The sequence below is a fragment of the Geobacillus sp. C56-T3 genome (assembly GCF_000092445.1).
Classification (GTDB): domain Bacteria; phylum Bacillota; class Bacilli; order Bacillales; family Anoxybacillaceae; genus Geobacillus; species Geobacillus thermoleovorans.
Window position 1 is genome coordinate 3439034 of sequence record NC_014206.1, and the last position, 19936, is coordinate 3458969.

Annotated in this window: 15 protein-coding genes and 5 pseudogenes; 5 read left to right on the forward strand and 15 right to left on the reverse strand. The window is 53.4% G+C overall.

Annotated elements, in window-relative coordinates:
• Positions 1 to 65 precede the first annotated feature (65 nt).
• A complete protein-coding gene (locus GC56T3_RS17000) occupies positions 66 to 1709 on the forward strand; it encodes a hypothetical protein (protein ID WP_013146542.1) in 1644 nt (547 codons plus the stop codon).
• Positions 1706 to 4480 carry a DEAD/DEAH box helicase gene (locus GC56T3_RS17005; RefSeq protein ID WP_013146543.1) on the forward strand — a complete coding sequence of 925 codons (2775 nt, stop codon included), beginning with the start codon at positions 1706 to 1708 and terminating at the stop codon, positions 4478 to 4480. Before GC56T3_RS17000 ends, GC56T3_RS17005 begins: the two co-directional genes overlap by 4 nt.
• A gap of 372 nt (positions 4481 to 4852) precedes the next feature.
• Here GC56T3_RS17005 and GC56T3_RS17010 read toward each other — a convergent pair.
• The 11 genes and pseudogenes from GC56T3_RS17010 to GC56T3_RS17060 all read right to left on the reverse strand — a co-directional run.
• A pseudogene (locus GC56T3_RS17010) lies at positions 4853 to 5418 on the reverse strand (Uma2 family endonuclease).
• 533 nt (positions 5419 to 5951) lie between these two features.
• A complete protein-coding gene (locus GC56T3_RS17015) occupies positions 5952 to 6923 on the reverse strand; it encodes a DUF1861 family protein (protein ID WP_013146545.1) in 972 nt (323 codons plus the stop codon).
• Positions 6924 to 7197: 274 nt separating this feature from the next.
• On the reverse strand, positions 7198 to 7686 hold the full coding sequence (locus tag GC56T3_RS17020; protein ID WP_013146546.1) for a macro domain-containing protein: 489 nt from the start codon (positions 7684 to 7686) through the stop codon (positions 7198 to 7200).
• Positions 7683 to 8044 (reverse strand): annotated as a pseudogene (locus GC56T3_RS17025) (DUF488 domain-containing protein). Before GC56T3_RS17025 ends, GC56T3_RS17020 begins: the two are co-directional and overlap by 4 nt.
• Positions 8045 to 8066: 22 nt before the next feature.
• Positions 8067 to 8498 (reverse strand): hypothetical protein, encoded by a 432-nt coding sequence (locus GC56T3_RS17030; protein ID WP_013146547.1) that lies wholly within the window; start codon positions 8496 to 8498, stop codon positions 8067 to 8069.
• Positions 8499 to 8500: 2 nt separating this feature from the next.
• On the reverse strand, positions 8501 to 9814 hold the full coding sequence (locus tag GC56T3_RS17035) for an AAA family ATPase (RefSeq protein WP_013146548.1): 1314 nt from the start codon (positions 9812 to 9814) through the stop codon (positions 8501 to 8503).
• An 85-nt stretch (positions 9815 to 9899) separates the two neighbouring features.
• Entirely contained in the window at positions 9900 to 10787 is an 888-nt protein-coding gene (gene galU, locus GC56T3_RS17040; protein WP_013146549.1) for a UTP--glucose-1-phosphate uridylyltransferase GalU, read from the reverse strand.
• 281 nt (positions 10788 to 11068) lie between these two features.
• Positions 11069 to 12127, reverse strand: a complete 1059-nt coding sequence (locus tag GC56T3_RS17045) for a glycoside hydrolase family 130 protein (protein ID WP_013146550.1) — start codon at positions 12125 to 12127, stop codon at positions 11069 to 11071.
• Positions 12128 to 12129: 2 nt separating this feature from the next.
• Positions 12130 to 13077: a DUF1861 family protein gene (locus GC56T3_RS17050; protein WP_013146551.1), complete on the reverse strand. Its 948-nt coding sequence runs from the start codon at positions 13075 to 13077 to the stop codon at positions 12130 to 12132.
• Positions 13078 to 13117: 40 nt separating this feature from the next.
• Positions 13118 to 13948, reverse strand: a complete 831-nt coding sequence (locus GC56T3_RS17055) for a carbohydrate ABC transporter permease (RefSeq protein WP_013146552.1) — start codon at positions 13946 to 13948, stop codon at positions 13118 to 13120.
• Positions 13935 to 14393, reverse strand: a pseudogene (locus tag GC56T3_RS17060) (carbohydrate ABC transporter permease); the annotation flags it as partial. The gene GC56T3_RS17055 and the pseudogene GC56T3_RS17060, both read right to left, overlap by 14 nt.
• Between GC56T3_RS17060 and GC56T3_RS17065 the strand changes: the two are divergent.
• A pseudogene (locus GC56T3_RS17065) lies at positions 14382 to 14933 on the forward strand (substrate-binding domain-containing protein); the annotation flags it as partial. The pseudogenes GC56T3_RS17060 and GC56T3_RS17065 sit on opposite strands and share 12 nt — an antisense overlap.
• A 60-nt stretch (positions 14934 to 14993) precedes the next feature.
• On the opposite strand, the pseudogene GC56T3_RS17070 reads toward GC56T3_RS17065, so the two are convergent.
• Positions 14994 to 15305: pseudogene (locus tag GC56T3_RS17070) on the reverse strand (DUF4351 domain-containing protein); the annotation flags it as partial.
• Between the two features lie 169 nt (positions 15306 to 15474).
• The gene (locus GC56T3_RS17075; protein ID WP_013146553.1) at positions 15475 to 16407 is read right to left on the reverse strand and encodes a DMT family transporter; all 933 of its coding nucleotides are present in this window, start codon (positions 16405 to 16407) and stop codon (positions 15475 to 15477) included.
• A 296-nt stretch (positions 16408 to 16703) separates the two neighbouring features.
• Between GC56T3_RS17075 and GC56T3_RS17080 the strand changes: the two genes are divergently transcribed.
• Positions 16704 to 17177 carry a hypothetical protein gene (locus tag GC56T3_RS17080; protein ID WP_013146554.1) on the forward strand — a complete coding sequence of 158 codons (474 nt, stop codon included), beginning with the start codon at positions 16704 to 16706 and terminating at the stop codon, positions 17175 to 17177.
• Between the two features lie 43 nt (positions 17178 to 17220).
• Here GC56T3_RS17080 and GC56T3_RS17085 read toward each other — a convergent pair whose 3' ends face one another.
• The gene (locus tag GC56T3_RS17085) at positions 17221 to 17421 is read right to left on the reverse strand and encodes a hypothetical protein (protein WP_011232749.1); all 201 of its coding nucleotides are present in this window, start codon (positions 17419 to 17421) and stop codon (positions 17221 to 17223) included.
• A 242-nt stretch (positions 17422 to 17663) separates the two neighbouring features.
• Between GC56T3_RS17085 and GC56T3_RS17090 the strand changes: the two genes are divergently transcribed.
• A complete protein-coding gene (locus GC56T3_RS17090; RefSeq protein WP_013146555.1) occupies positions 17664 to 18161 on the forward strand; it encodes a L,D-transpeptidase family protein in 498 nt (165 codons plus the stop codon).
• A 257-nt stretch (positions 18162 to 18418) separates the two neighbouring features.
• Here the strand turns inward: GC56T3_RS17090 and GC56T3_RS17095 are convergent, their stop codons facing one another.
• Positions 18419 to 19744 (reverse strand): ISLre2 family transposase, encoded by a 1326-nt coding sequence (locus tag GC56T3_RS17095; RefSeq protein ID WP_227456735.1) that lies wholly within the window; start codon positions 19742 to 19744, stop codon positions 18419 to 18421.
• Between the last annotated feature and the right edge of the window lie 192 nt (positions 19745 to 19936).

Below are 19936 nucleotides of genomic sequence, written 5' to 3' on the forward strand. Positions count from 1 at the left end.
TTTTCGACACGCTATCACATGCTATAATAGGATGATAAGGAATGGATCGGAAAGGACGGACCGACATGTTGCAGACCACGATCTCCAAACCGCTTTTGCGGCAAGCGGCAGAAGAATTGGTGAAAGAATTGCCGTATCCCATTTTCCACAATCTCATTCAAAAAGGACGCGATTTGTCCAGATACGGGTTCGTCTATAACGTGATGGTCATCAACAGCCATGAAGTGGAAGGGGTCGTTTCCGACATCACCCCCCATGATGTCATGCTTGATTTGGCCAACATCACCCGCCGCCATCGCTGCCCGTGCGGGACGGAAGGGCTGTGTCCACACGTTTTGGCGCTGTTCTTTTATATATACGGCAACGTGTTCGACGTTGGCGAACTGTTCCGCCTTTGGAAAAAAGGGCAAATCGGCGCGTTGCGGAAAGAATCCGCTGTCCATGAACCAAAAACGCCTGCTCCAAAACGCGGGGGGAAAACGGCGGGCCTTTCGATCATAGCCAATGAAACGGTTGAAGATTGGCGGGGCCAGTTCGAGAAACAGTATGAAGACTTTTTCTCCCGCCATCAAAACGGCCAAAACTGGCCGTATCGTTTAGCCTTCCAACTCCTCCCGAAGCTGGGCAAAAACGAAGGAAAGCAAGCCGGCGCCCGCCCGCTGCGGGAGCTTCATGCCGCTCTATTTTTATTGGAGAAGCTTCGGCAGTACGGGGAGGCGCAAGGGTGGAATGACGTCGTATTCGCCTCTTACGGACAGTTTTCCTGGCAGCAGGACGTCAACTATGTCGCCGACCGCGCCTTTGACGCCTTGGAAAAATTGTCTGATCAATCGCTGCCGCGGTCGCTCAACGCGTTGATTGAACAGACGATTCCGTATGTTCGTGATGTATTGTTTTTGGACGGGGCGCTGTCATCATTCGGCTATGACTTTTACACAACCGCGTGGGAATCGCTGTTCACCAAGCCAGCATGGCGGCAAGAGGAACGGGCCGAACTCCTTCGGCTCGCCAAAGACCGAGACGACATCCGCGCCGCTATGGCGGCGGCTCATCTTTCCTTTTTGCTTGGCGAAGACGACGAAGCGATGGCGCTTTACCGCGCGTTCCCCGATCAGGCAGGCTTGTTTTTGGTGGAATGGATCGGGCGATTCATTCAAAACGGCCTCTTGAAACGGTTTGAAGCCGTTTGGGAAAAAGCAAAAGACGATTGGCCGCTTTATCTTTCGCATATACCCGCTCCCATCCGAAGCAGTTTTTTGGACGAAACGGCGCACTGGTTTGAAATGTACGCCCGCCAACGAAACCGCTCGGACGCATGGGAAGATTTTTTGCAGCGAAGCCTTCCGTACAGCGTCAACTATTATACCAACTTTTTGTATCGGCAAGGACGCTACCGGGAAGTCGTGGATCTATTCTTATGGGCAAACATCACCGCCGATGAATTGCATCCACAGCTGCTTAAAACATTGCAAGCGCGCAATCCAGAACTCGTGATGCCGTTATATCACCGGGCCGTGATGAGGCGGCTGGAAGAAAAAAACAGGGCGAGCTACCAAAGGGCGGTCCGCCATTTGAAAACGCTGCGGACCCACTACCGTTCGATGAAGCGGCTCGACCAATGGGAAGCCTATCTCGAACAACTGCTCGCCAAAACGGCGCGCATGCGCGCGTTTCATGAAGAATTGAAGAAAGGAAAATTGCTCTCATGAACGTGTTGCAGACGATTCGGCTTTCGTGCAAGTGGGACGAAGAAGATCAATGCTTCGAACTCTCAAGCTCCACGCCTGTCTCGTCATGGGCATCGACTTTGTTCGCTTGGCACGAAGAGACGTTTTACGGCACCTTGCTCGATATCGACCATGACGGTGAAAACGGGACCGTGCGGCTGTCGCCGTGGCAGACGCTCACCCTGTTCGCGTTGCGTCTGCACTCGCGCTTTTCCGCCATTGAATGGGCAGACGAGTTCACCGCCCGATTGGAAGAGTGGGCGAAGCACATTTGGAACGGTTTGCGCGAACGCCGCTTCCTTCCAGATGCTTCCTTATGGAAAAACACAGGCGGCGCATGGAGCGAAGCGAAGCGCACCCGCTGGCGCGGCGCGGATGACGATCCCGATCCGTTCGTCGCCACATGGCGGTCGCTGGCGATTGCCGACTGGCTCTCCCGCGATCCGGAGCTTCGCGGCATTTGGGGCGAAATCGTTCGCGCTTATCCATTGATCGCCTCCCCCAGCGGCCAATGGACCGGAACGGAAGACGATTGGCTTGAACAAATCGGCTGGCTCGGCGACCGGCCGCCGTTTACGGTCGGGCTTCGCCTCGTCGAGCCGCCCGAGGACGGCGACGTATGGACGCTTGAAGCGGTGTTAATCGCCATCGACGACAGCGTCATCACACCTGCGAGCGACATTCCGCGCGCCTGGCGCCCGTATGAACCATCGATCCAGCGCGCCATTCGCCGCATTTGCACGATCGTGCCGTGGCTTGGCAATGGAAGCGAGTCGTTGCTTCATGAACTGTCTGACGAACAAGCGTGGCGCTTTTTGTCCGAAGAAAGCTTAAAGCTGACGGAAGCGGGCGTGCGCCTCTTGCTTCCCGACTGGTGGCACGACATCCGCCAGGCGCAGCTGTCGATCAAAGCGAAACTGTCGCCTTCCGTCAACGCGGAATCATTATTCGGCCTTGAGCGCCTCGCTGATTTCGATTGGCGCGTCGCGACCAACGGGGTTGAGCTGACGGAAGAGGAGTTTGCCGCTTTGGCGGAACAAAAGCGGCGCCTCATCCGCCTGCGCGGCCAATGGCTCATCCTTGATCCCGCCCTTGTCCGCCGTGCGCAGGCGCTCATGGAAAAGGCGAAAAAAGAAGGCGTGCCGATCCACGATATCGTGGCGCAAACGCTGCTTTCAGAAGCAGAGGAGCGCGAAGAGGCAACGGATGAATCGATCCCGATCCACATTGACGTCCACGACCAATTCCGGGCGTTTATCCGCCAGCTCCAGCAGCTTGATGGATTGCCGAAAGCGAATGTGCCGCCGTCTTTTCACGGCACGCTCCGCCCGTATCAGCAGCGCGGCGTCGATTGGCTCGTCTTTTTGCGCCGATTCGGCTTTGGCGCCTGCTTGGCCGATGACATGGGGCTTGGCAAAACGGTGCAGCTGCTCGCCTATTTGACCTATGTAAAAGAAATGGAACGGCCGGACACGCCGGCCTTGCTCATCTGCCCGACCAGCGTGATCGGCAACTGGCAAAAGGAATGCGCCCGCTTCACCCCAGACTTGCGCGTCTACGTGCACCATGGACCGAACCGGGCGAAAAACGATGCGTTCGTGCAAACGGCAGGCGAGGCCGATCTCGTCATTACGTCTTACAACCTTGCTCATTTGGACCAAGACGATTTAAAACAGATGCACTGGCACGTCATTTGCTTGGATGAAGCGCAAAACATTAAAAACGCGCAAACGAAACAAGCGCGCGCCATCCGCCGCTTGAGCGGAAAACATAAAATCGCCTTATCCGGCACGCCGGTTGAAAACCGTCTCGGCGAACTTTGGAGCATCTTCCACTTCCTCAACCCGGGCTACCTCGGCAGTGCGGCCGAGTTTGAACGCCGATTTGCCGGACCGATCGAAAAAGAAGGAGATGCCCGCAAAAAAGCGGCGCTGCAGGCGCTCATCCGCCCATTTCTCTTGCGGCGGACGAAAACGGATGAAGCGGTTGCGCTCAACTTGCCGGATAAGCTTGAACAAAAAGAATATTGCCCGCTCACGGCCGAACAGGCTGCCTTGTACGAGCAGCTCGTCAACGACACACTCGAACGGGCAAAGGAAGCCAGTCCGTTTGCGCGGCGCGGCTTGATTTTGCAAATGCTAAACGGTGTGAAGCAAATTTGCGACCATCCGGCGCTGTATTTAAAAGAACGCCGCCCCCGCCAGCTCGTTGAACGGTCGCACAAGCTCGAAAAGCTCATCGAACTGATCGAGCAAATTCGCACCAACGACGAATCGTGCCTCATCTTCACGCAATACGTGCGAATGGGCGAGATGATCCAAGAGCTGCTTTCCGACTTGTTTGATGAGCGGGTGTTGTTTTTGCACGGAGGCGTCCCAAAACAAACGCGCGACCGGATGGTGGATGAGTTCCAAGCGAAAAAAGCGCCGATTTTCCTTTTGTCGCTCAAAGCGGGCGGCACCGGGCTCAACTTAACAGCGGCCAACCACGTCATCCATTTCGATCGCTGGTGGAACCCGGCTGTGGAAAACCAAGCGACCGACCGCGCCTACCGCATCGGACAGACGAAATTCGTCCACGTCCATAAATTGATCACCATCGGGACAATCGAAGAAAAAATCGACGAGATGCTCGAACAAAAACAAGCGCTCGCCGACATCATCACCGGAGGCGAGGCGTGGATCACCGAACTGTCCGATGACGAACTGCGCAACTTGCTCGCCTTATCGGCCGCGGCGAAAGGAGGCGCTTAAGCATGGCGGGAGAAAAACCGAAGCGCAAGAAAAAAACGGCGGAAAACCCGTGGGAAAAGCTGCTGAAGCGGATGGAAGAAAAGTTGAAAGAGCGGGAAAAGCGGCAAAAGCAACCGTAAAGGGGCATCACCCGGGCGATGAACATCCTGTTGGACACAGAAAAACTCCATAAGCAAGTGTTGCTCTTTGTCCAGCCATGAAAATGAAAAGGGCCAATTCAGGCGCGCGTATTTTCATCGAAAAGTCTCATGGGCAACGTTTTGCCCTTCATCCGGGCATGAAAATGACCCATCAAGACGCGTGCATTTTCACGGAAACAGCGTGGGATTGATCCCACGCTGTTCGCTTTCAAGCAGTCCTCTCGGCATCTTGTCAACGAAACAATTCGGCCATGTCGATTGCAACCCCCGAAAAATACACGGAGCGAGCCATTCCCATTTTCACTTGAACATCCGCCTGCTCATACAGCCGTTCCTCATTGAGCACATACACCGTCACAGCCTGCTTCATCGGATTGACAATCCAATATTCATGGACGCCGCACGCCATGTACAAATTGAACTTGGTGACAAGATCATGCGCCTGGTTCGACGGACTTACAATCTCGACGATCAGCGGCGGCACTCCGATATACTTCGTTCCATCCAGCCCTTTTTCGCCGCCAATGACCATCAAGTCGGGAACGACCACATGTCGTTCCTCTGTTTGCTCATCGACAAGCTCCACATCAAGCGGCGCCGCCAACACATATAGCACGGCTTTCCTCGAAAAAACAAACTGAACTGAAAATGAAGCCGGCTCGAGATGAGCTGATGCCGAACGCTTGGCGACGGGGCCATATACACGGCTCCATCAATATACTCTAAACGATCATCACTTTGTTCACACAGGACCCCATAGCGCTCATACGACACACCAGAAGCAAGCGGCAAAGACAACGAAGGCCCCTCCCCATTCCCTTTTTTCTCAGTATACCGGATGGCTTGCTTCGGAAGGGGCAATGGGAGGAGGAAAATGGTCTTCCCTAGAAGGCTGTTGATTTATTGAAAAGTCGCGGAAAACGGATTCGTTTCTCAAATTGAGAAATCCTTTAAAATCAACGCTTCTCTTCCATCAGAAAGCAACGGGTTCGGCGAAATCGGTCGTTTTTCACCAGCCTCCTAGGAGTCTGTCCAATGGATTGAAGCCAGCGAATATGGATGCAAAATCTTCCGTTTTATACAATTCGAACATTCGTTTATTTCACTGTTTTGGATCCATATCCGCCAAAATGGTTTCGTCCGACCGACTCCTAGGAGAGCAACGCAGCTCCGACTGCTGCTGGCTATTGTGCTCTATCGAGCAAACAAGTCACGTTTATGTCAAACCGAAGCCCTTCGCACAAGGCAAGAAACATGGCCGGCCAAATGTGAAAAAGGACCGGCCGCCAACCTTCCCCATCAAGAGAAGGTCTATCGCACCGATCCTTTCGCTAAACGGAAGCATACATCCGATCGAGCTCTTGCGCTTCGTATTTCGCAAACGGGTCGATGAGCGAAATTTTTTGCGCTTCGGCATCGCCAACGCCGGCGTACAGCTCAGCCGTGCCGTCGCCTTTGCGGATGAGTCCGCCGCTGAAAACGACGTTCGCCAAATCCGGCCGTTTCGCCGGCCCGTCTAAAAAGTGGGAGCGAAGCGCAAGCAATTCCAGCTCCGAACGCTCCATCGTCTCGGGATTCAACACGAACACCATCGGGTAGTAATGGCGGTTGCCTTGCTCATCAAAGCAAGCGATATGGCCGAGCGCCCCAACAAGCCCGTTTGCAAGCAAATGCGCCTCGTTCACGCCGCCCCATTCTTCATCCGTAAATTGGGCATCCAAAATCGGCGCGGCCTCGATCACGTCCGGCGTCAACTCATCGAGCGAGAAAATGCGGGTGAACCCGATTTTCCCGCGGCCGCCTTTTTCCCCTTGCGGCCGGGTGAACACGCCGATCGAGCCATCTTTCAGCTCGACGAGGCGAATGTCTTTCATCCCATCCGGCCCTTCGGCAAACTTTTCTAAGCGGCGAATGTTCGGTCCACGGTAAAAGACCGTCCGCCAGCTATGCTCGCCAACAAACACCGGATGCGGAAACGTCTCCACGCCGCCAAACACAAGCTGACCGTGAATCCGCGACACGAACGGGTCTTGCAAGGCGAACACCGGCGCCCCTTCACGAGGAACCCAAACGCCGTCGCGCTCGACGAAAAAGTACACTTCCGATTGCTCGCTGTCGCGCGCCTCGACGCGCCCAGCGATCACCCATTCTCCTTCATCCACAAACGGTGCGGAAATATTATAAACGTCCCGGTCCCCGACACCCGCAAAGCGGAGCTTTTCCGGCTCAAACGGCTGTGGGGCCAGGCGGAATTCATCGACTAATACTTGACATGTCTTTAATGTTGGCGTTTGGAATAACATAATCATCCCTCCGGATGGCGCCCAAAACGCTTGCATAAGCGTTTTGGCCGTTTTTCCTGGTCGCGGTTCGAACAGGAAACCCCACTCCCTTTTCACACCGGCTTCGTCATTCGGACACCAACGATGATGCCACCCCCCGTCGCCGGATCAGGAAGTCAATGAAACTCATTCATTCGTGTGTTCCTATTATAATATGATATGAGAAAGAAGGAAACACGTTATTCATTGCCAAAAAAAGAAGGACCAAGACGAAGTCAAGGCCCTTTTTCTCCCTTTATTGGCGCTGTTGGACAAAATCGATAAACGCTTGATCAATATCCACCACCACAAACTCCACATCCTCGACCGGACCAAGCACCTTGACAAACAACTGCGCCACTTTTTCTTTGTCAAGCCTTCCGACGCCTGTCCCCAACGCCGGCAGCGCCACCTTCTTGATTCCGTGCTCCCGACAGTGCGCGACAAGCCGCTCAAGACACGCCCGGACGATGTCATACGACGTCGCCCCTGCAGGTTGCTTCATCGTCACTAAGTGAATCACCCCACGAAACGGCAGCGAGCCTGCCCCTGTCACGTACAAATCGCCGGGCTTAGGGTCTTGCGCTTGACAGACGCGGATCGCTTCCTCTTCAATCACGCGCCCGCCTGCCCGACGGATCGCCGCTGCCACCCCACCGCCCATCGGCCCGATGCCGTTGGCGGCATTGCAAATGTACTCGACCCCTTCGATTTTTGTCAAATCGCCGACGATCGCACGAATCATCCCAACCCCTCCTTAGCGGTTTTGCGCAAAAACTCCCTAAGAACGACGGCATGGTTATGCTGCTCGTCTTTTGTCGCATACAACAGCGTCACCGTTCCCGAAAGCAGCTCTGTCACGAGCGCTTGCTTCGTGGCATCCGTCGCCAGCTCCTGTTCATACATTCGCGAAAACTCGGCAAATCGCTCGGGCTGATGGCCAAACCATTTCCGCAATTCAGGGCTTGGCGCGATATCCTTCATCCAGCGGTCGATGCGCGCCCCGGCCTTTGACACCCCGCGCGGCCAAAGGGGGGGGCGATGAGAATGCGAAGGCCGTCATCCCGCTCCACTGGAAGGTAAATTCGCTTTGTTTGGAACACAGGTCCGTTTCCCTACTTCCCTTTACACCTCTACCTCGTCCCAGTTCACTTTCACCACTAACGAACCGCCCGTTTTTCTCAACATTTTTTCCAGCTTGATCCTATAGGTCGATTTTACAGCGGGCGTCCTCACACGCGTCATGATAATTCGTCCTTCAAACCGATATCCAGACAACTTCTTGCCCAATTGTTCTACCGTTCGCGTTATTTGTCGCACAGCTTCCTCGAGATCAGACCCTTTTAACTCGACAAAAAACGCTCGGCTTTCTTCTAACACCAAAAATAAGAAATCACAACGCTTTCCCTCCATGAGCAAACAATCATCCACACGGTACAAAGCGACGTGCTTTTGCTGCTTGTTGACGAAACGGACTCCCCTCCCATTTTCTTCAACAACAGCCAACCTTCGATGATCACAGTATTGCAAACAATGTTCCCACTCTGCAAAGGCCATGTTTATTTTCCCTCTTCCTCCGCCTCCATAAGCTCATCCAGCACACGATTGATAGAAGATGATGCTTCATCGATCGCTTCGGCCTGTATGAACTGTAATTCATTATCAATAATGCTTCGATAGCGGAATCTCCCTCCTTCACTCTCCAGCATGTAGGCCTTTACCCGCTCTGGAGAAAGGCGCAGCTTTCGGTCCACAATTGGATGCGCACGTTGATCCAGTTTGTTTCCGATTTTGGCAGCGTACAAATAAATATTAAAAGCAGACAAAATGTACGGGCTATGAGTCGTAATCACTAGCGTACTATTCGTCACATTTAGCAACAACGCAAATAAGGCAACCATTTCTTTTTGTGCGTTCGGATATAAGTGTGCCTCGGGTTCTTCAATCACCATAAACACTCGCTGCCGTTCCAGGATGATTGTAAAGATCAGCAGCAAAATCCAAACGACTTCCTGTTGTCCAGAAGATGAAAATTTCAGTTTTGTATACTCTCTTTCATTAAAAAAAATCCTTTCCCCATAATCAGAGAACATGTATTTCCCTTTCATCACGCCTTCGATCATCTTGATGGCCAGTCGGATTGCCTCAAAGTCAATTTTTTCTGTCGAGAATTTTTTTCGATCTTCGATGATTTCCTCAAACGAATGCGAAAACATCTTCTTTAGCAGATTAATTCGCTCGATAAACTGTTCTGTCAACACATCGAGTTGCTGCGGGTTAATATCCTGAAGCTGATCCGACAATGTGGCAACTAAACTCCTCCCTGCAGGGATAAAAATGGGTGTTTTGGAATCGCCGAATACCTCAGCGATCGCTGCTTTGACCTTTTCCAACACATTTTGTTGACGCACTTTCCACGAGGAGACATTCCAAAAATCATCCAACTGTTGTTCTTCGTATTGCATTTCCTTTTTCATCTGCACAACATGTTTAAAATTTTCCTGAATCTCCCGTTTTAGCGGATCGCTGAAATGGATTTGTACATAACCGTCCTTTAAATCAAGACGGACAAACTTTTCAACATCATACTCATAACGTATATGAAACGGTTTCATATGTTTGGTTGTGCCAAAGTACCCAACAAATTTTCTCCGAAGACGTTTATTGAACTCAAAAAATGGGTTGTTTTCTTCCGTTTGACGTACTGAAAGCAAATAGTTTACCCACTCATCAGGAATCGATTGAAAGAAAAAAATCAATTTGCTGATCGTACTTTTTCCGCTCGCTTGGGGGCCAATCAAAACGGTAACATCCGTGATCTCCTCATCAAACAGCTTCACAGGACCAAAATGTTCAATCCGTATGCGCGCCACATCCTACCCTCCTTTTTTGTCTCCATCCTCTAAAAAACGACTAACAGTCATTAAGAGCATTTCAACACGAACGACTTATCTTTGATTAGCTGCTCTTCGATCCCTTCGCCTCTGCCACCACCCGCTCCAAAAACGAAAGCAAGTCATCCCGCAACTCCTCGTTTTGCAAGGCAAACTCAATCGTCGTTTCGATAAAGCCGAGCTTTTCGCCGACATCGTACCGCTTTCCTTCAAATTCATAGGCAAACACGCGCTGAATTTCATTCAGCCGCCCGATCGCATCGGTGAGCTGAATCTCCCCGCCCGCGCCGGCTTCCTGTTTCTCTAAAAACAAGAAAATTTCCGGCGTCAACACGTAGCGGCCGACGATCGCCAAGTTCGACGGCGCCGTTCCTGGAGCTGGTTTTTCCACGAAGCGGCGCACTTGGTAGCGCCGGCCTTGCTGCTCGAGCGGGTCGATGATCCCGTAGCGATGCGTTTCTTCCTCCGGCACGCGCTTGACGCCGATCACCGAGCTGAACGTTTGTTCATACTGCTCAATGAGCTGCTTTAAACAAGGCTTTTCCGCCTGGACGATATCATCGCCCAACAACACCGCAAACGGCTCGTCTCCAATGAAATTGCGCGCGCACCAAACCGCATGCCCCAGCCCTTTCGGCTCTTTTTGGCGAATGTAGTGGATGTCCACTTTTGATGGCTCTTTTACTTTCTCAAGCAAGTCCAATTTTCCTTTTTGCTTCAGCAGCTGCTCGAGCTCAAACGCGTAGTCAAAATGGTCTTCAATCGCCCGCTTCCCTTTCCCGGTGACGATGATGATGTCCTCAATGCCTGATGCCATCGCCTCTTCAACAATATATTGAATCGTCGGCTTATCAACGATCGGAAGCATCTCCTTCGGCATTGCCTTCGTCGCCGGCAAAAACCGCGTCCCAAGCCCGGCCGCCGGAATGATCGCTTTGCGTACTTTTTTCATCTCCGATGGTTCCTCCTCTATCCGATGATCATCTGTTCTTTCGAGTCATGGCCAGTGTCTTTCATTGCCCAGCCGCAAACCGCTCTGCCAACCTGACCGATGAATCGGCGTTGTTTTTATTATACCAAATCCTGTTGAACGGAAAAGAAACGAAACGACGCAATGAACGTTGAACGCTCTCCCACCTGCGCTCACGGTATGTTCGCGGCAAACCAAAAAAGAAACGCCCGGCCATCCAGGCGTTTCCGTTCTTACACCGCAACGTGCGGGCAATTTCGCTTTCATACTTTCACAAGCGAATCCAAAATCTCGTCCAGCTTCAGCTCGACGCACGCCATCGACGTATCGGCGGCGCCGTAATACATTTTCACAATATCACCGTCAACAATCGCCCCGCATGAAAACACGACGCGGCCGAAAAAGCCGTTCACCTCATAGTCCGCTTCCGGCTCAACAAGCGGCCGCTCCGAGCGGGCGATGACTTTTGCCGGATCGTTCAAATCGAGCAGCACCGCCCCCATGCAATAGCGGTGGTCATCCGACGCGCCGTGGTACAACTCAAGCCAGCCGTGCTCCGTTTTGATCGGCACCGCCCCGCCGCCGATGCGGGCGCTGTCCCACTTTCCTTCGCGCAGACCGAACAAAAAGCGGTGATTCCCCCAATGAAGCAGATTCTCCGACTCCGCGATCCACACCTCGGGGCGGCCGTTGCTTCGCGGCACTGGGCGATGGAGAGCATAATATTTGCCGTTGATCTTCTCCGGAAAAATGAGCACATCTTTGTTTTCCGGCGCGAAAATCATACCGTGGTGCGTCACCGTCCGGAAATCCGTTGTTGACACCATCGCCTCGCCGACTCCTTTTGGTGAGACGGCGCTGAAATAAATGTAATACGTGCCGTCAATGTACGTAATGCGCGGATCTTCAATACCGAATGTCTCGAGCTCATTCGATGGATAGACGAACGGGCGGTCGTCGATCGTAAACCGCCGCCCGTCTTGACTCCGGGCGAGGCGCAAATAGGAGAGCGACGTCAAATAGGCGAACCGCTCCGCCCCCGCCTCTTTAATAACGCGCGGGTCGGAAAAATCGTAGCGCGGATCGTCTTGGCGAAATTCGTAAACCTCGACCTTCCCCGTCTTTGGATTCCATACCGGCGCTTTCACGATATTCGGGTCATCCGACACGGGGCGCTCCGCCACCCGAAGCAGCAGCAACACCTCCCCTTGGAACGTCGCCACCCCGGCGTTAAACGCCCCGATCACTTCAAACCCGTCGTGATACGGCGGCACATCGTTCGGCGTAATGAGCGGGTTCTCTTCATAGCGGTAAAGGTGCATCGTCACCCCTGCCTTTCGTATTTCGTAAATGGATCAACGATTGTTAGTTTTTGCGCTTCTGCGTCACTTGTTCCAGCGTAAAAATCGGCCGTGCCGTCCCCTTTGCGAATCAGTCCGCCGCTAAACACGACATCCGCCAAATCCGGACGCTTCGCCGGGCCATCGAGGAAATGGGCTCTTGTGGCGATCAACTCCATGTCCGACGCTTCCCCCGTATCTGGATTGAACGCAAACACCATCGGATAATAATGACGGTTCCGCTCCTGATCGAAACAAGCGATATGGCCCAAGACGCCGACGAGCCCATTGCCAAGCAAATGCACTTCGTTGGCGCCTCCCCATTCTTCATCGGCAAATTGGCCGTCAATCAATGGGGCATTCTCAATCGCCTCCACCGTCAACTCATCGAGCGCACCGATGCGGGTGAAGCCGATTTTTCCGCGTCCGCCTTTTTCCCCTTGCGGACGGGTGAAGACCCCAACCGACCCATCCCGCAGCTCGACAAGACGAATGTCTTTCATCCCGTCGGGACCGGTGAAAAAATGCGCCAATTCATTGATCGTTTTTCCGCGGTAAAACACCGTCCGCCAATACAGCTTCCCGTGAAGCACAGGATGCGGAAACGTCTCCACGCCGCCAAACACGAGATGCCCGTGCACCCGCGAAACAAACGGATCCTGCAAAGCAAACACCGGCGCCCCTTCCCGCGGCACCCATGTCCCTTCACGCTCGACGAAAAAGTATACTTCTGATTGCTCGCTGTCTCTTGCCTCCACCCGTCCGGCAATGACCCACTCGCCATCGTCTTCAAACGGCGCGGAAATGTTGTACACGTCCCGCCCCCCAACGCCGGCAAACACGAGCTTCTCCACCCGAAGCGGCTGAGGAGCACGCTGAAATTCCTCAAGCAGTGTCTGGCATGTTTTCATCGTCGGCGTCCTTGTCTGCATAACGTCTCTCCCTGCTCCCTCTTCCATCATGATGTTTTTATTATTTTAATATGAACTGCATGCCTTCTTTAAAATTCTTGCTAAACAAAATGAACAAAATCAAAATCGGCAGCGTGAGAAGCACTGAGGCTGCGTACATCGGCCCCGGATATCCGCCGTACGGTCCAAACATTTGCGCCAACAACACGTTTAACGTCAACATCTTTTCGTTATTCACAACAAGCATATCCCAAAGCAGTTCCACCCATCGTTCCATAAAAAGGAACAAGAAAATGATCGTCGTAATCGAGCGCGACATCGGCCAGACAATGCGGCGAATGATGGTGAAATGGCCCGCTCCATCCATCTTTGCCGCTTCGATCAATTCATCGGGAATGCTGCGGAAAAAGTTCGTGTACATAAAGATGGCCCACAAGTTGACGGCCTTCGGCAAGATCATCGCCCAATACGTGTTGTACCAGCCGAAATACCGGACGATCAGGAACAGTGGAATAAGCAAAATGATCGATGGATAAAACATTTGAAACAAAATCGCGTTGTTGACCCATTGTCTCCCTTTAAATTTCACTTTCGACAACGCATATCCAACCATCACGGCCGTCACAAGCATGAGCAGCGTTGACGCCGACGTGACGAGCAAACTGTTGAAAAACGCCCGAAGCCACGGCCGCGGCACGACATCTTCGCCGCCTTGAAACAGCCATTCATACGAGCGAAGCGTCAATGACGACGGGATGAGCTTTCGGTCGACCTCATTCCATGGGGCAAGAGAGCCTAACACCATATACAAATACGGAAACACCATGACGAACAAAACAGCAAACGCCAAAACATAAAGCAGTCCGACCTTCCATGTTTTACTCCCAGCCATGTTTGCCACCCCATTTTTCCAACACCTTGCGAAAGACGAAAATCGACGCAAAGGTGACGATCGAATTAATGATCGCGACCGCGGTTCCGTAACCCGCATTCAATTTTTCAAACGCTTGGTTGTAAATCTCGAGCTGCCACGTATGGGTCGCATACTCCGGCCCGCCGCCCGTCAGCACATACGGTTCGGTGAAAATGCCAAACATCAAGCCGACCGCCAAAATCGTCACGGTATAAAACGAAGGATACAGCATCGGAATCGTCACGTGCCAAACCCGCTTCCAGCCGACCGCCCCGTCAATTTCCGCCGCTTCATACACTTCTTTCGGGATGCTTTCCAAGCCGGACAAAAACAGCAGCGCATAATATCCGACAAACTTCCACGCCATCATGAGCGCAATGACGAGCGGGGCTAAGATGGGCGAGCCGAGCCAGTCAATACCGATGCGGTGCTGACCAACAATCGGTTCGGGGCGTATGTGGCCGTCCAGCATTTGTTGGAGCTCCACCATACCGACATCGCGTTTGTCGGCGACGTCCACTATTCGCCGAGCTATCAAGAGCGGTATGAAGGGTACTTATTGGCGCTGAAAGACTACGGAGTGAAACCGAACGAGGAGTGGATGTTCTGCCAGGCGCAAGAGGACGAAACGGTCATCGCAGGCTACATCCGCGAGCTGAAGCGGCAGCCGACCGCCTGGTTTTGCGTCAATGACGGGCTTGGCTTTTTCGTCAGCACCGGCCTGCAGCAATACGGGCTAAAAGTGCCCGATGACGTTTCCGTCTGCAGCTTTGACAACGGGCAGCTGTCGCAAATCGCGACGCCGAAAATCACAACCGTCGACATCGACCTGAAGCGCTACGGCAAACGAGCGGTGGAATTGCTGCGATGGCGGTGGGACAACCCGAACGAACCGTTCCAAGAGGTGCTGCTGTCCACAAAACTGATCAAACGGGAATCAACCGCAGCGAAACAGAAGCGCTAGGGCGGGGCTGGCCTTTTGCCCCGCCTGTTTTATGAGCGGCGTGTGGCGATTCATTTCCATTCACTTGAAGCCGCCTTGTTTCATTTCCTCAATCTCCGTCACAGGCAATCCGGTCAGTTCGTGAATCGTCTGCGCATCAAACCCTTTCATCAACATCCGTTTCGCAATGTGCCGTTTTTCTTGTTCCGCTCCCTCTTTGCGCCCTTCCTCCCGTCCTTCCTTTCGGCCTTGAATTTTTCCCTTTTGCTCGTACGAAATGATCAATTCCAGCACGCGTTCTTTTTCTTTCGTCTCCATTTGTTCCACCTCGCTTCGGAGCTGTTGTTCTTCTTCATCGGACAGCTTCACATACGTTTCAAAAAAGCCCATCAACTTTTCGACATCATCAGGCAAAATCCTGTCCATGGTAAAAAAAATGGCCGTCCCTCTTCAAAAAAGAGACAGCCAAGACGCCGACCGCAATGTGAAGCCCCCTCCATTCCTGTATATGAATGTTTCGCCACTTGCACGCAAGGCCTAGAAGTAGGGGATTCCAAGGCTACTACATCCCCACCTTCCTTCCCCCAGCCGCCACTTTCGCCCGGCGGAAACGGGCGATCACGTCATCCATCCCCCCGCTGCCGAACATCACGCCCGCGACGATGAAGAGAAAACCAGCCAGCTGCATCCATGAAATCGGCTCACCAAGCAGCCAATGCGCCCCAAGCAACGAAAAGAGCGGATTCAAATTAATGAACACCGCTGACTCGGCGGGCCCGAGATGCTGCACAGCCTGATTGTAAAACATATGGCCAAGTGCCGTCGCGACGACCGCCGAAGCAAGGAAAATCATCCAAAGCGGAAGCGTGCCCTCTTTCAAACTCGATAGGCCGCTCGGCTCGAGCACAAGGCTTAAGACAAACAGCCAAAGCGACCCGAAGACGAGCATCCACCCTGTCATCACCCGCGCCTCGACCGTCGCCTTTTTGATCATAATGAAGCTGATCCCTTGCGCCAAGACGGCCAAAAAGATGTACACATCCCCGATTGACAAATGGCCGAGGCCGCCGTCGCCGTTCGCGACGACAAACACGACGCCAAAAAACCCGAGCGCGATGCCAAGCAAACGAAACAACGTCGGCCGCTGCCCCAAAAACACGATCGCCAACAGCGCCGTCACAAGCGGGACGAGCCCCAGCACAAGACCCGCATTCACCGCCGTTGTTCTGGTCAGTCCTACTGCCAAAAAGAAATGATGGGCCACAACACTGAACAATGCGGCCACGCCAATCTGTTTCGCCTCCTTCCAACTGACTCTTTCCAGCTTGCCGATCCCCCATAAAAACAAAAGCACGACCAACCCGGCCGTTAAAATGCGCAACGCCGTCAACGCGACGGGCGAAAAATGCTCGACCAAAATTTTCAACGCCGTCACATTCAATCCCCACGCCACCATAATCGCCACTAACAGCACATACGTAAATGACTTCCTCATCTTTCTCTACCTCTCCTGCCTGTTCGATTTTCAGCGGAACGGCAAAGGAAAAACGGAGCCGATTGACGCTCCGCCTTTCCATCCTCCTCCAAATAGGACAAACCACCGTTTCTCACGCTAGTGCATCATTTCCAACAACCCCTGCCATCCATTTTACTACACTCTGATGAATTTTTTGACTAAAAAATGCGGCCGTATGTCTATCCTGTGACACATGCCACGGCGCTTCCGCCCTTTCCCTGCCCATATCCGCCGCCCATCGTGCATATGGTATAACAGAGAGGAGAGGAGACCCCATGTTCCCACGCTACCGCCAAAAGACGATCCGAGCCAGGACTGGGGTGGCGGTTCTCACTGCCGTCGCCGTGTTGGTGGCGATCTTGTCTCTGTTTCTTTCGAACGAACGGAACGAGGCAAAGGAAATCGTGGACACGTTTTACCGCTACGAGCAGGCAGGGGATTTTGGCAGCTCTTGGGAGCTGTTTCACCCGCTTATGAAAAAGAAATTCCCAAAAGACGTCTACATCCAGCGCCGCGCCCACGTCTTTATGCAAGACTTCGGCGTCGAGACGTTCGACTACCGCATCGATGAGGTGGAAAAACTGTCGTCATGGTCGATGTCTGATGAGGACAAACCGCTTCACGACGTGTATCGCGTCCGCGTCATTCAGACGTTCCATAGCGTTTTTGGCGTGTTCGAAATCCATCAAGACGTCTTCGTCGCCAAAGAAAAAGGGGAAAAGAACATTTTGTTCCCTTACCGCCCGTAACCCCCAACATCGATGCGGCCCCGATATCGAATGGGCGCCGCTTTCACCGCTCCTTCCATTCCTCGATGATCTCAAGCGTCCGATTAATGCCGACATTGTATATCAACAGCTTAAGCAAGTTTTCCCGCTCCTCTTTCGTAAAAAAGAGATCGCCGTCAATGATCTCAAGCGGGACAGGGGAGAGCTCGGCATACAGCTCATAATCAACCTTCTGTCCTTCCGGTTTTAGGACAAACGTTCTCATTCGCGCCATCCTCCTTTTTCACCTACACGTTTTGACAAGAAACACCCGTTAGGCAACGCTCCCTGTCAAGTATAGACTAACGCACAGCGCGTTCATGCGACTGGCGGCCGCACCGTATTCACATGCCATGCGCATGAGACTCTCTTCCTATTTGAGCAACCTTATTCGAATCTTCTCATACACTAATGTATCATCAATCGGAGCTGTTTTCTCCATCCAGCGAAAAAAAGGAGCGAAATGCCATGTACAAACATATCGTCAAACGCGGGGAAACGATCGCCTCCATCGCCCGCGACTACCGCACATCTGTTGAGGCGCTCCTTCGCGCCAATGGTTTGACCGCCGCGTCCGTCATCTTTCCCGGGCAGGAGATCGTCATCCCCCACCTTCCGCCGAAAGGATCGATTCCCTACACGATCCACATCTCGATCAGCCGCCGCCAGCTGACGTTAAAACACCGGGGACGAACGATCCGCACGTATCCGATCGGCGTCGGCAAAATGGTCACCGCCACACCCGTCGGCGACTTTGTCATCGTCAACCGCCAGCCGAACCCAGGCGGGCCGTTCGGCGCGATGTGGCTCAGTTTATCCAAAATCCATTACGGCATCCACGGCACGAACGATCCGTCCTCGATCGGCAAATACGTATCCAAAGGCTGCATCCGCATGCATAACAAAGACGTGCTCGAGCTCGCCTCCATCGTCCCGAACGGAACGGAAGTGTTTATCCGGCCGTGAGGGCAAAACAGCGCCATTCATCCATCTGTTCCGGGTCGCAACCCGTTTGATTTTTCAGGAAGATGTCATTCACTCCCATCGAACGAACACCGTGTTTCCGCTCACGGAGTCAGTCAAGACTTTGTGGAGAACATTTTTTCGGTTCACTACGGGCGTTGTCAATCACTAGTTAGCGAACCATTTTCAGGAATTAATATCGTAAGCGCTTTCGGACTCTCATCCCTCATCTTGAGGCGATGATACGATATTCCATTTTTTTACACCCAACCACCATCCCGGAGCGCCGACAACGCTTGATGGATCGGCGTCCCGGATGACCGCTGCAGACACGGTAGATTCTGACGCACCACATCTGCCCATAACCGTCCGGCCTTCCGTTTGGCCTGTTCGATCCGCTTGGACTTTGTTGAGGCCGAGACGGCCGACTGGGGCTCTTGCTCCTCCCACCGTCCCTTTCTCCACCCGATCCCGTCGATTCGGGCCGCCATCGCCCTCAGAAACGCCCGAAGCCCTTGGTCTTTCCAGCTGCGGCGGGATTTCACCCGATGCGCAAACCGGCTCATCACGCTCTCGGCGTGGCCCATCGGACGCATGCCGGTCGTCTCCACCCCTTGCTCCGACAGCCACTCCCGATAGTCCCGGATGCATCCCGGCATCGACTCGATCCGGCGGATCATGGCAGCCATCTGCTTCTCTTTCGCTTCGTCCTCCAACGTGCCGACCGCGCTGTTCAGCTCCACCAGAAGCCCCTCTTCGTCTTGTTTCGCCAGCTTCTTCCGCACCTCCCGCCAACGCGGATGGCCGGACAGACACTGACGCAGCTCCCGCGCCACATGAAATCGATCCAGCTGAAAGCACGCCCGCTTCCCAAAATACTCCCGGCAGGCCGTGATCCACGACGCCGCGTCGCCGTTGATGATCAAAAGGTCCCGGCACGGATCATAGGCATATTCGTTCATCAGCCACTCTTCAAACCGTTCCCACACGTCTCCCGCCCCTTCATGGAGGTAGTGGCGCCGGTTTACCAGCTCAAGCTGCGAACCGTTTCGTTTCCATCCCTCGTGAATCGCCAGGATTTTCTCTTCTTTCGCCCGTTTCCCTTTCCCCTGGCGGGAAATGAACAGCCCATCCGCCTCCACAAACAGCACTCGGCCGTGCCGTTTGGAAACAGGGTGGTGCAGCGAGACAGGGGCCTCCAGCACCAGTTGGCGAATCGCCTCGTGGCTCATGACCGCATACCCTACGATCGACTCGAGTGTGCGAGCCGCTTTGCGGTAGGAAGAGCACTCTACGGCCAACTCGACCGCCGTTTCCTCGAGGCAAGGACTGATCGATCGGGCCCCATCAAAGCCTAATTCGGCATCCAGCAAGAAGGTATAGTTCCCCGTTTGCCGGTCATAGTAGTAGTTCCGTCGAAACGTCACTTCTCCAAACAGCGTTTGGATCGTAGTCGGCCGTTTGTCTTTCAGCTGATGCCGGCGCTTGTCCCGCGCTTCCGCCAGTTGTGGATCGATCTCCTCCAAAAGAGCGGCCAACAAGACAGCGAACACCTTTTGAAGAGTTCTGACGAATTGCTCCTCCAGCTCTTTTAATAAAGGCTATTCTGTGGTAAGATGTTTCATGGACTCTCTCCCTCCTGTTTTCGGTTGGTTTGCCAATCACCATCATAGCAGGGAGAGAGTCCTTTTTTCACGACATTTGCTTTTTCTACCGCGCTTCGCTTGGTGGCCCCGACGAGCGTCGCGAACAAAAGTTCGCAACCCTCGTCGGGGATC

Excerpts from the sequence above, each read along its gene's own strand:
- GC56T3_RS17075 (WP_013146553.1), bottom strand. The coding sequence starts at position 16,407 with ATGAGGAAGTCATTTACGTATGTGCTGTTAGTGGCGATTATGGTGGCG.
- GC56T3_RS17080 (WP_013146554.1), top strand. The coding sequence starts at position 16,704 with ATGTTCCCACGCTACCGCCAAAAGACGATCCGAGCCAGGACTGGGGTG.
- galU (WP_013146549.1), bottom strand. The coding sequence starts at position 10,787 with ATGAAAAAAGTACGCAAAGCGATCATTCCGGCGGCCGGGCTTGGGACG.
- GC56T3_RS17020 (WP_013146546.1), bottom strand. The coding sequence starts at position 7,686 with ATGATTCGTGCGATCGTCGGCGATTTGACAAAAATCGAAGGGGTCGAG.
- GC56T3_RS17005 (WP_013146543.1), top strand. The coding sequence starts at position 1,706 with ATGAACGTGTTGCAGACGATTCGGCTTTCGTGCAAGTGGGACGAAGAA.
- GC56T3_RS17050 (WP_013146551.1), bottom strand. The coding sequence starts at position 13,077 with ATGCAGACAAGGACGCCGACGATGAAAACATGCCAGACACTGCTTGAG.
- GC56T3_RS17090 (WP_013146555.1), top strand. The coding sequence starts at position 17,664 with ATGTACAAACATATCGTCAAACGCGGGGAAACGATCGCCTCCATCGCC.
- GC56T3_RS17085 (WP_011232749.1), bottom strand. The coding sequence starts at position 17,421 with ATGAGAACGTTTGTCCTAAAACCGGAAGGACAGAAGGTTGATTATGAG.
- GC56T3_RS17015 (WP_013146545.1), bottom strand. The coding sequence starts at position 6,923 with ATGTTATTCCAAACGCCAACATTAAAGACATGTCAAGTATTAGTCGAT.
- GC56T3_RS17055 (WP_013146552.1), bottom strand. The coding sequence starts at position 13,948 with ATGGCTGGGAGTAAAACATGGAAGGTCGGACTGCTTTATGTTTTGGCG.
- GC56T3_RS17045 (WP_013146550.1), bottom strand. The coding sequence starts at position 12,127 with ATGCACCTTTACCGCTATGAAGAGAACCCGCTCATTACGCCGAACGAT.
- GC56T3_RS17000 (WP_013146542.1), top strand. The coding sequence starts at position 66 with ATGTTGCAGACCACGATCTCCAAACCGCTTTTGCGGCAAGCGGCAGAA.
- GC56T3_RS17030 (WP_013146547.1), bottom strand. The coding sequence starts at position 8,498 with ATGGCCTTTGCAGAGTGGGAACATTGTTTGCAATACTGTGATCATCGA.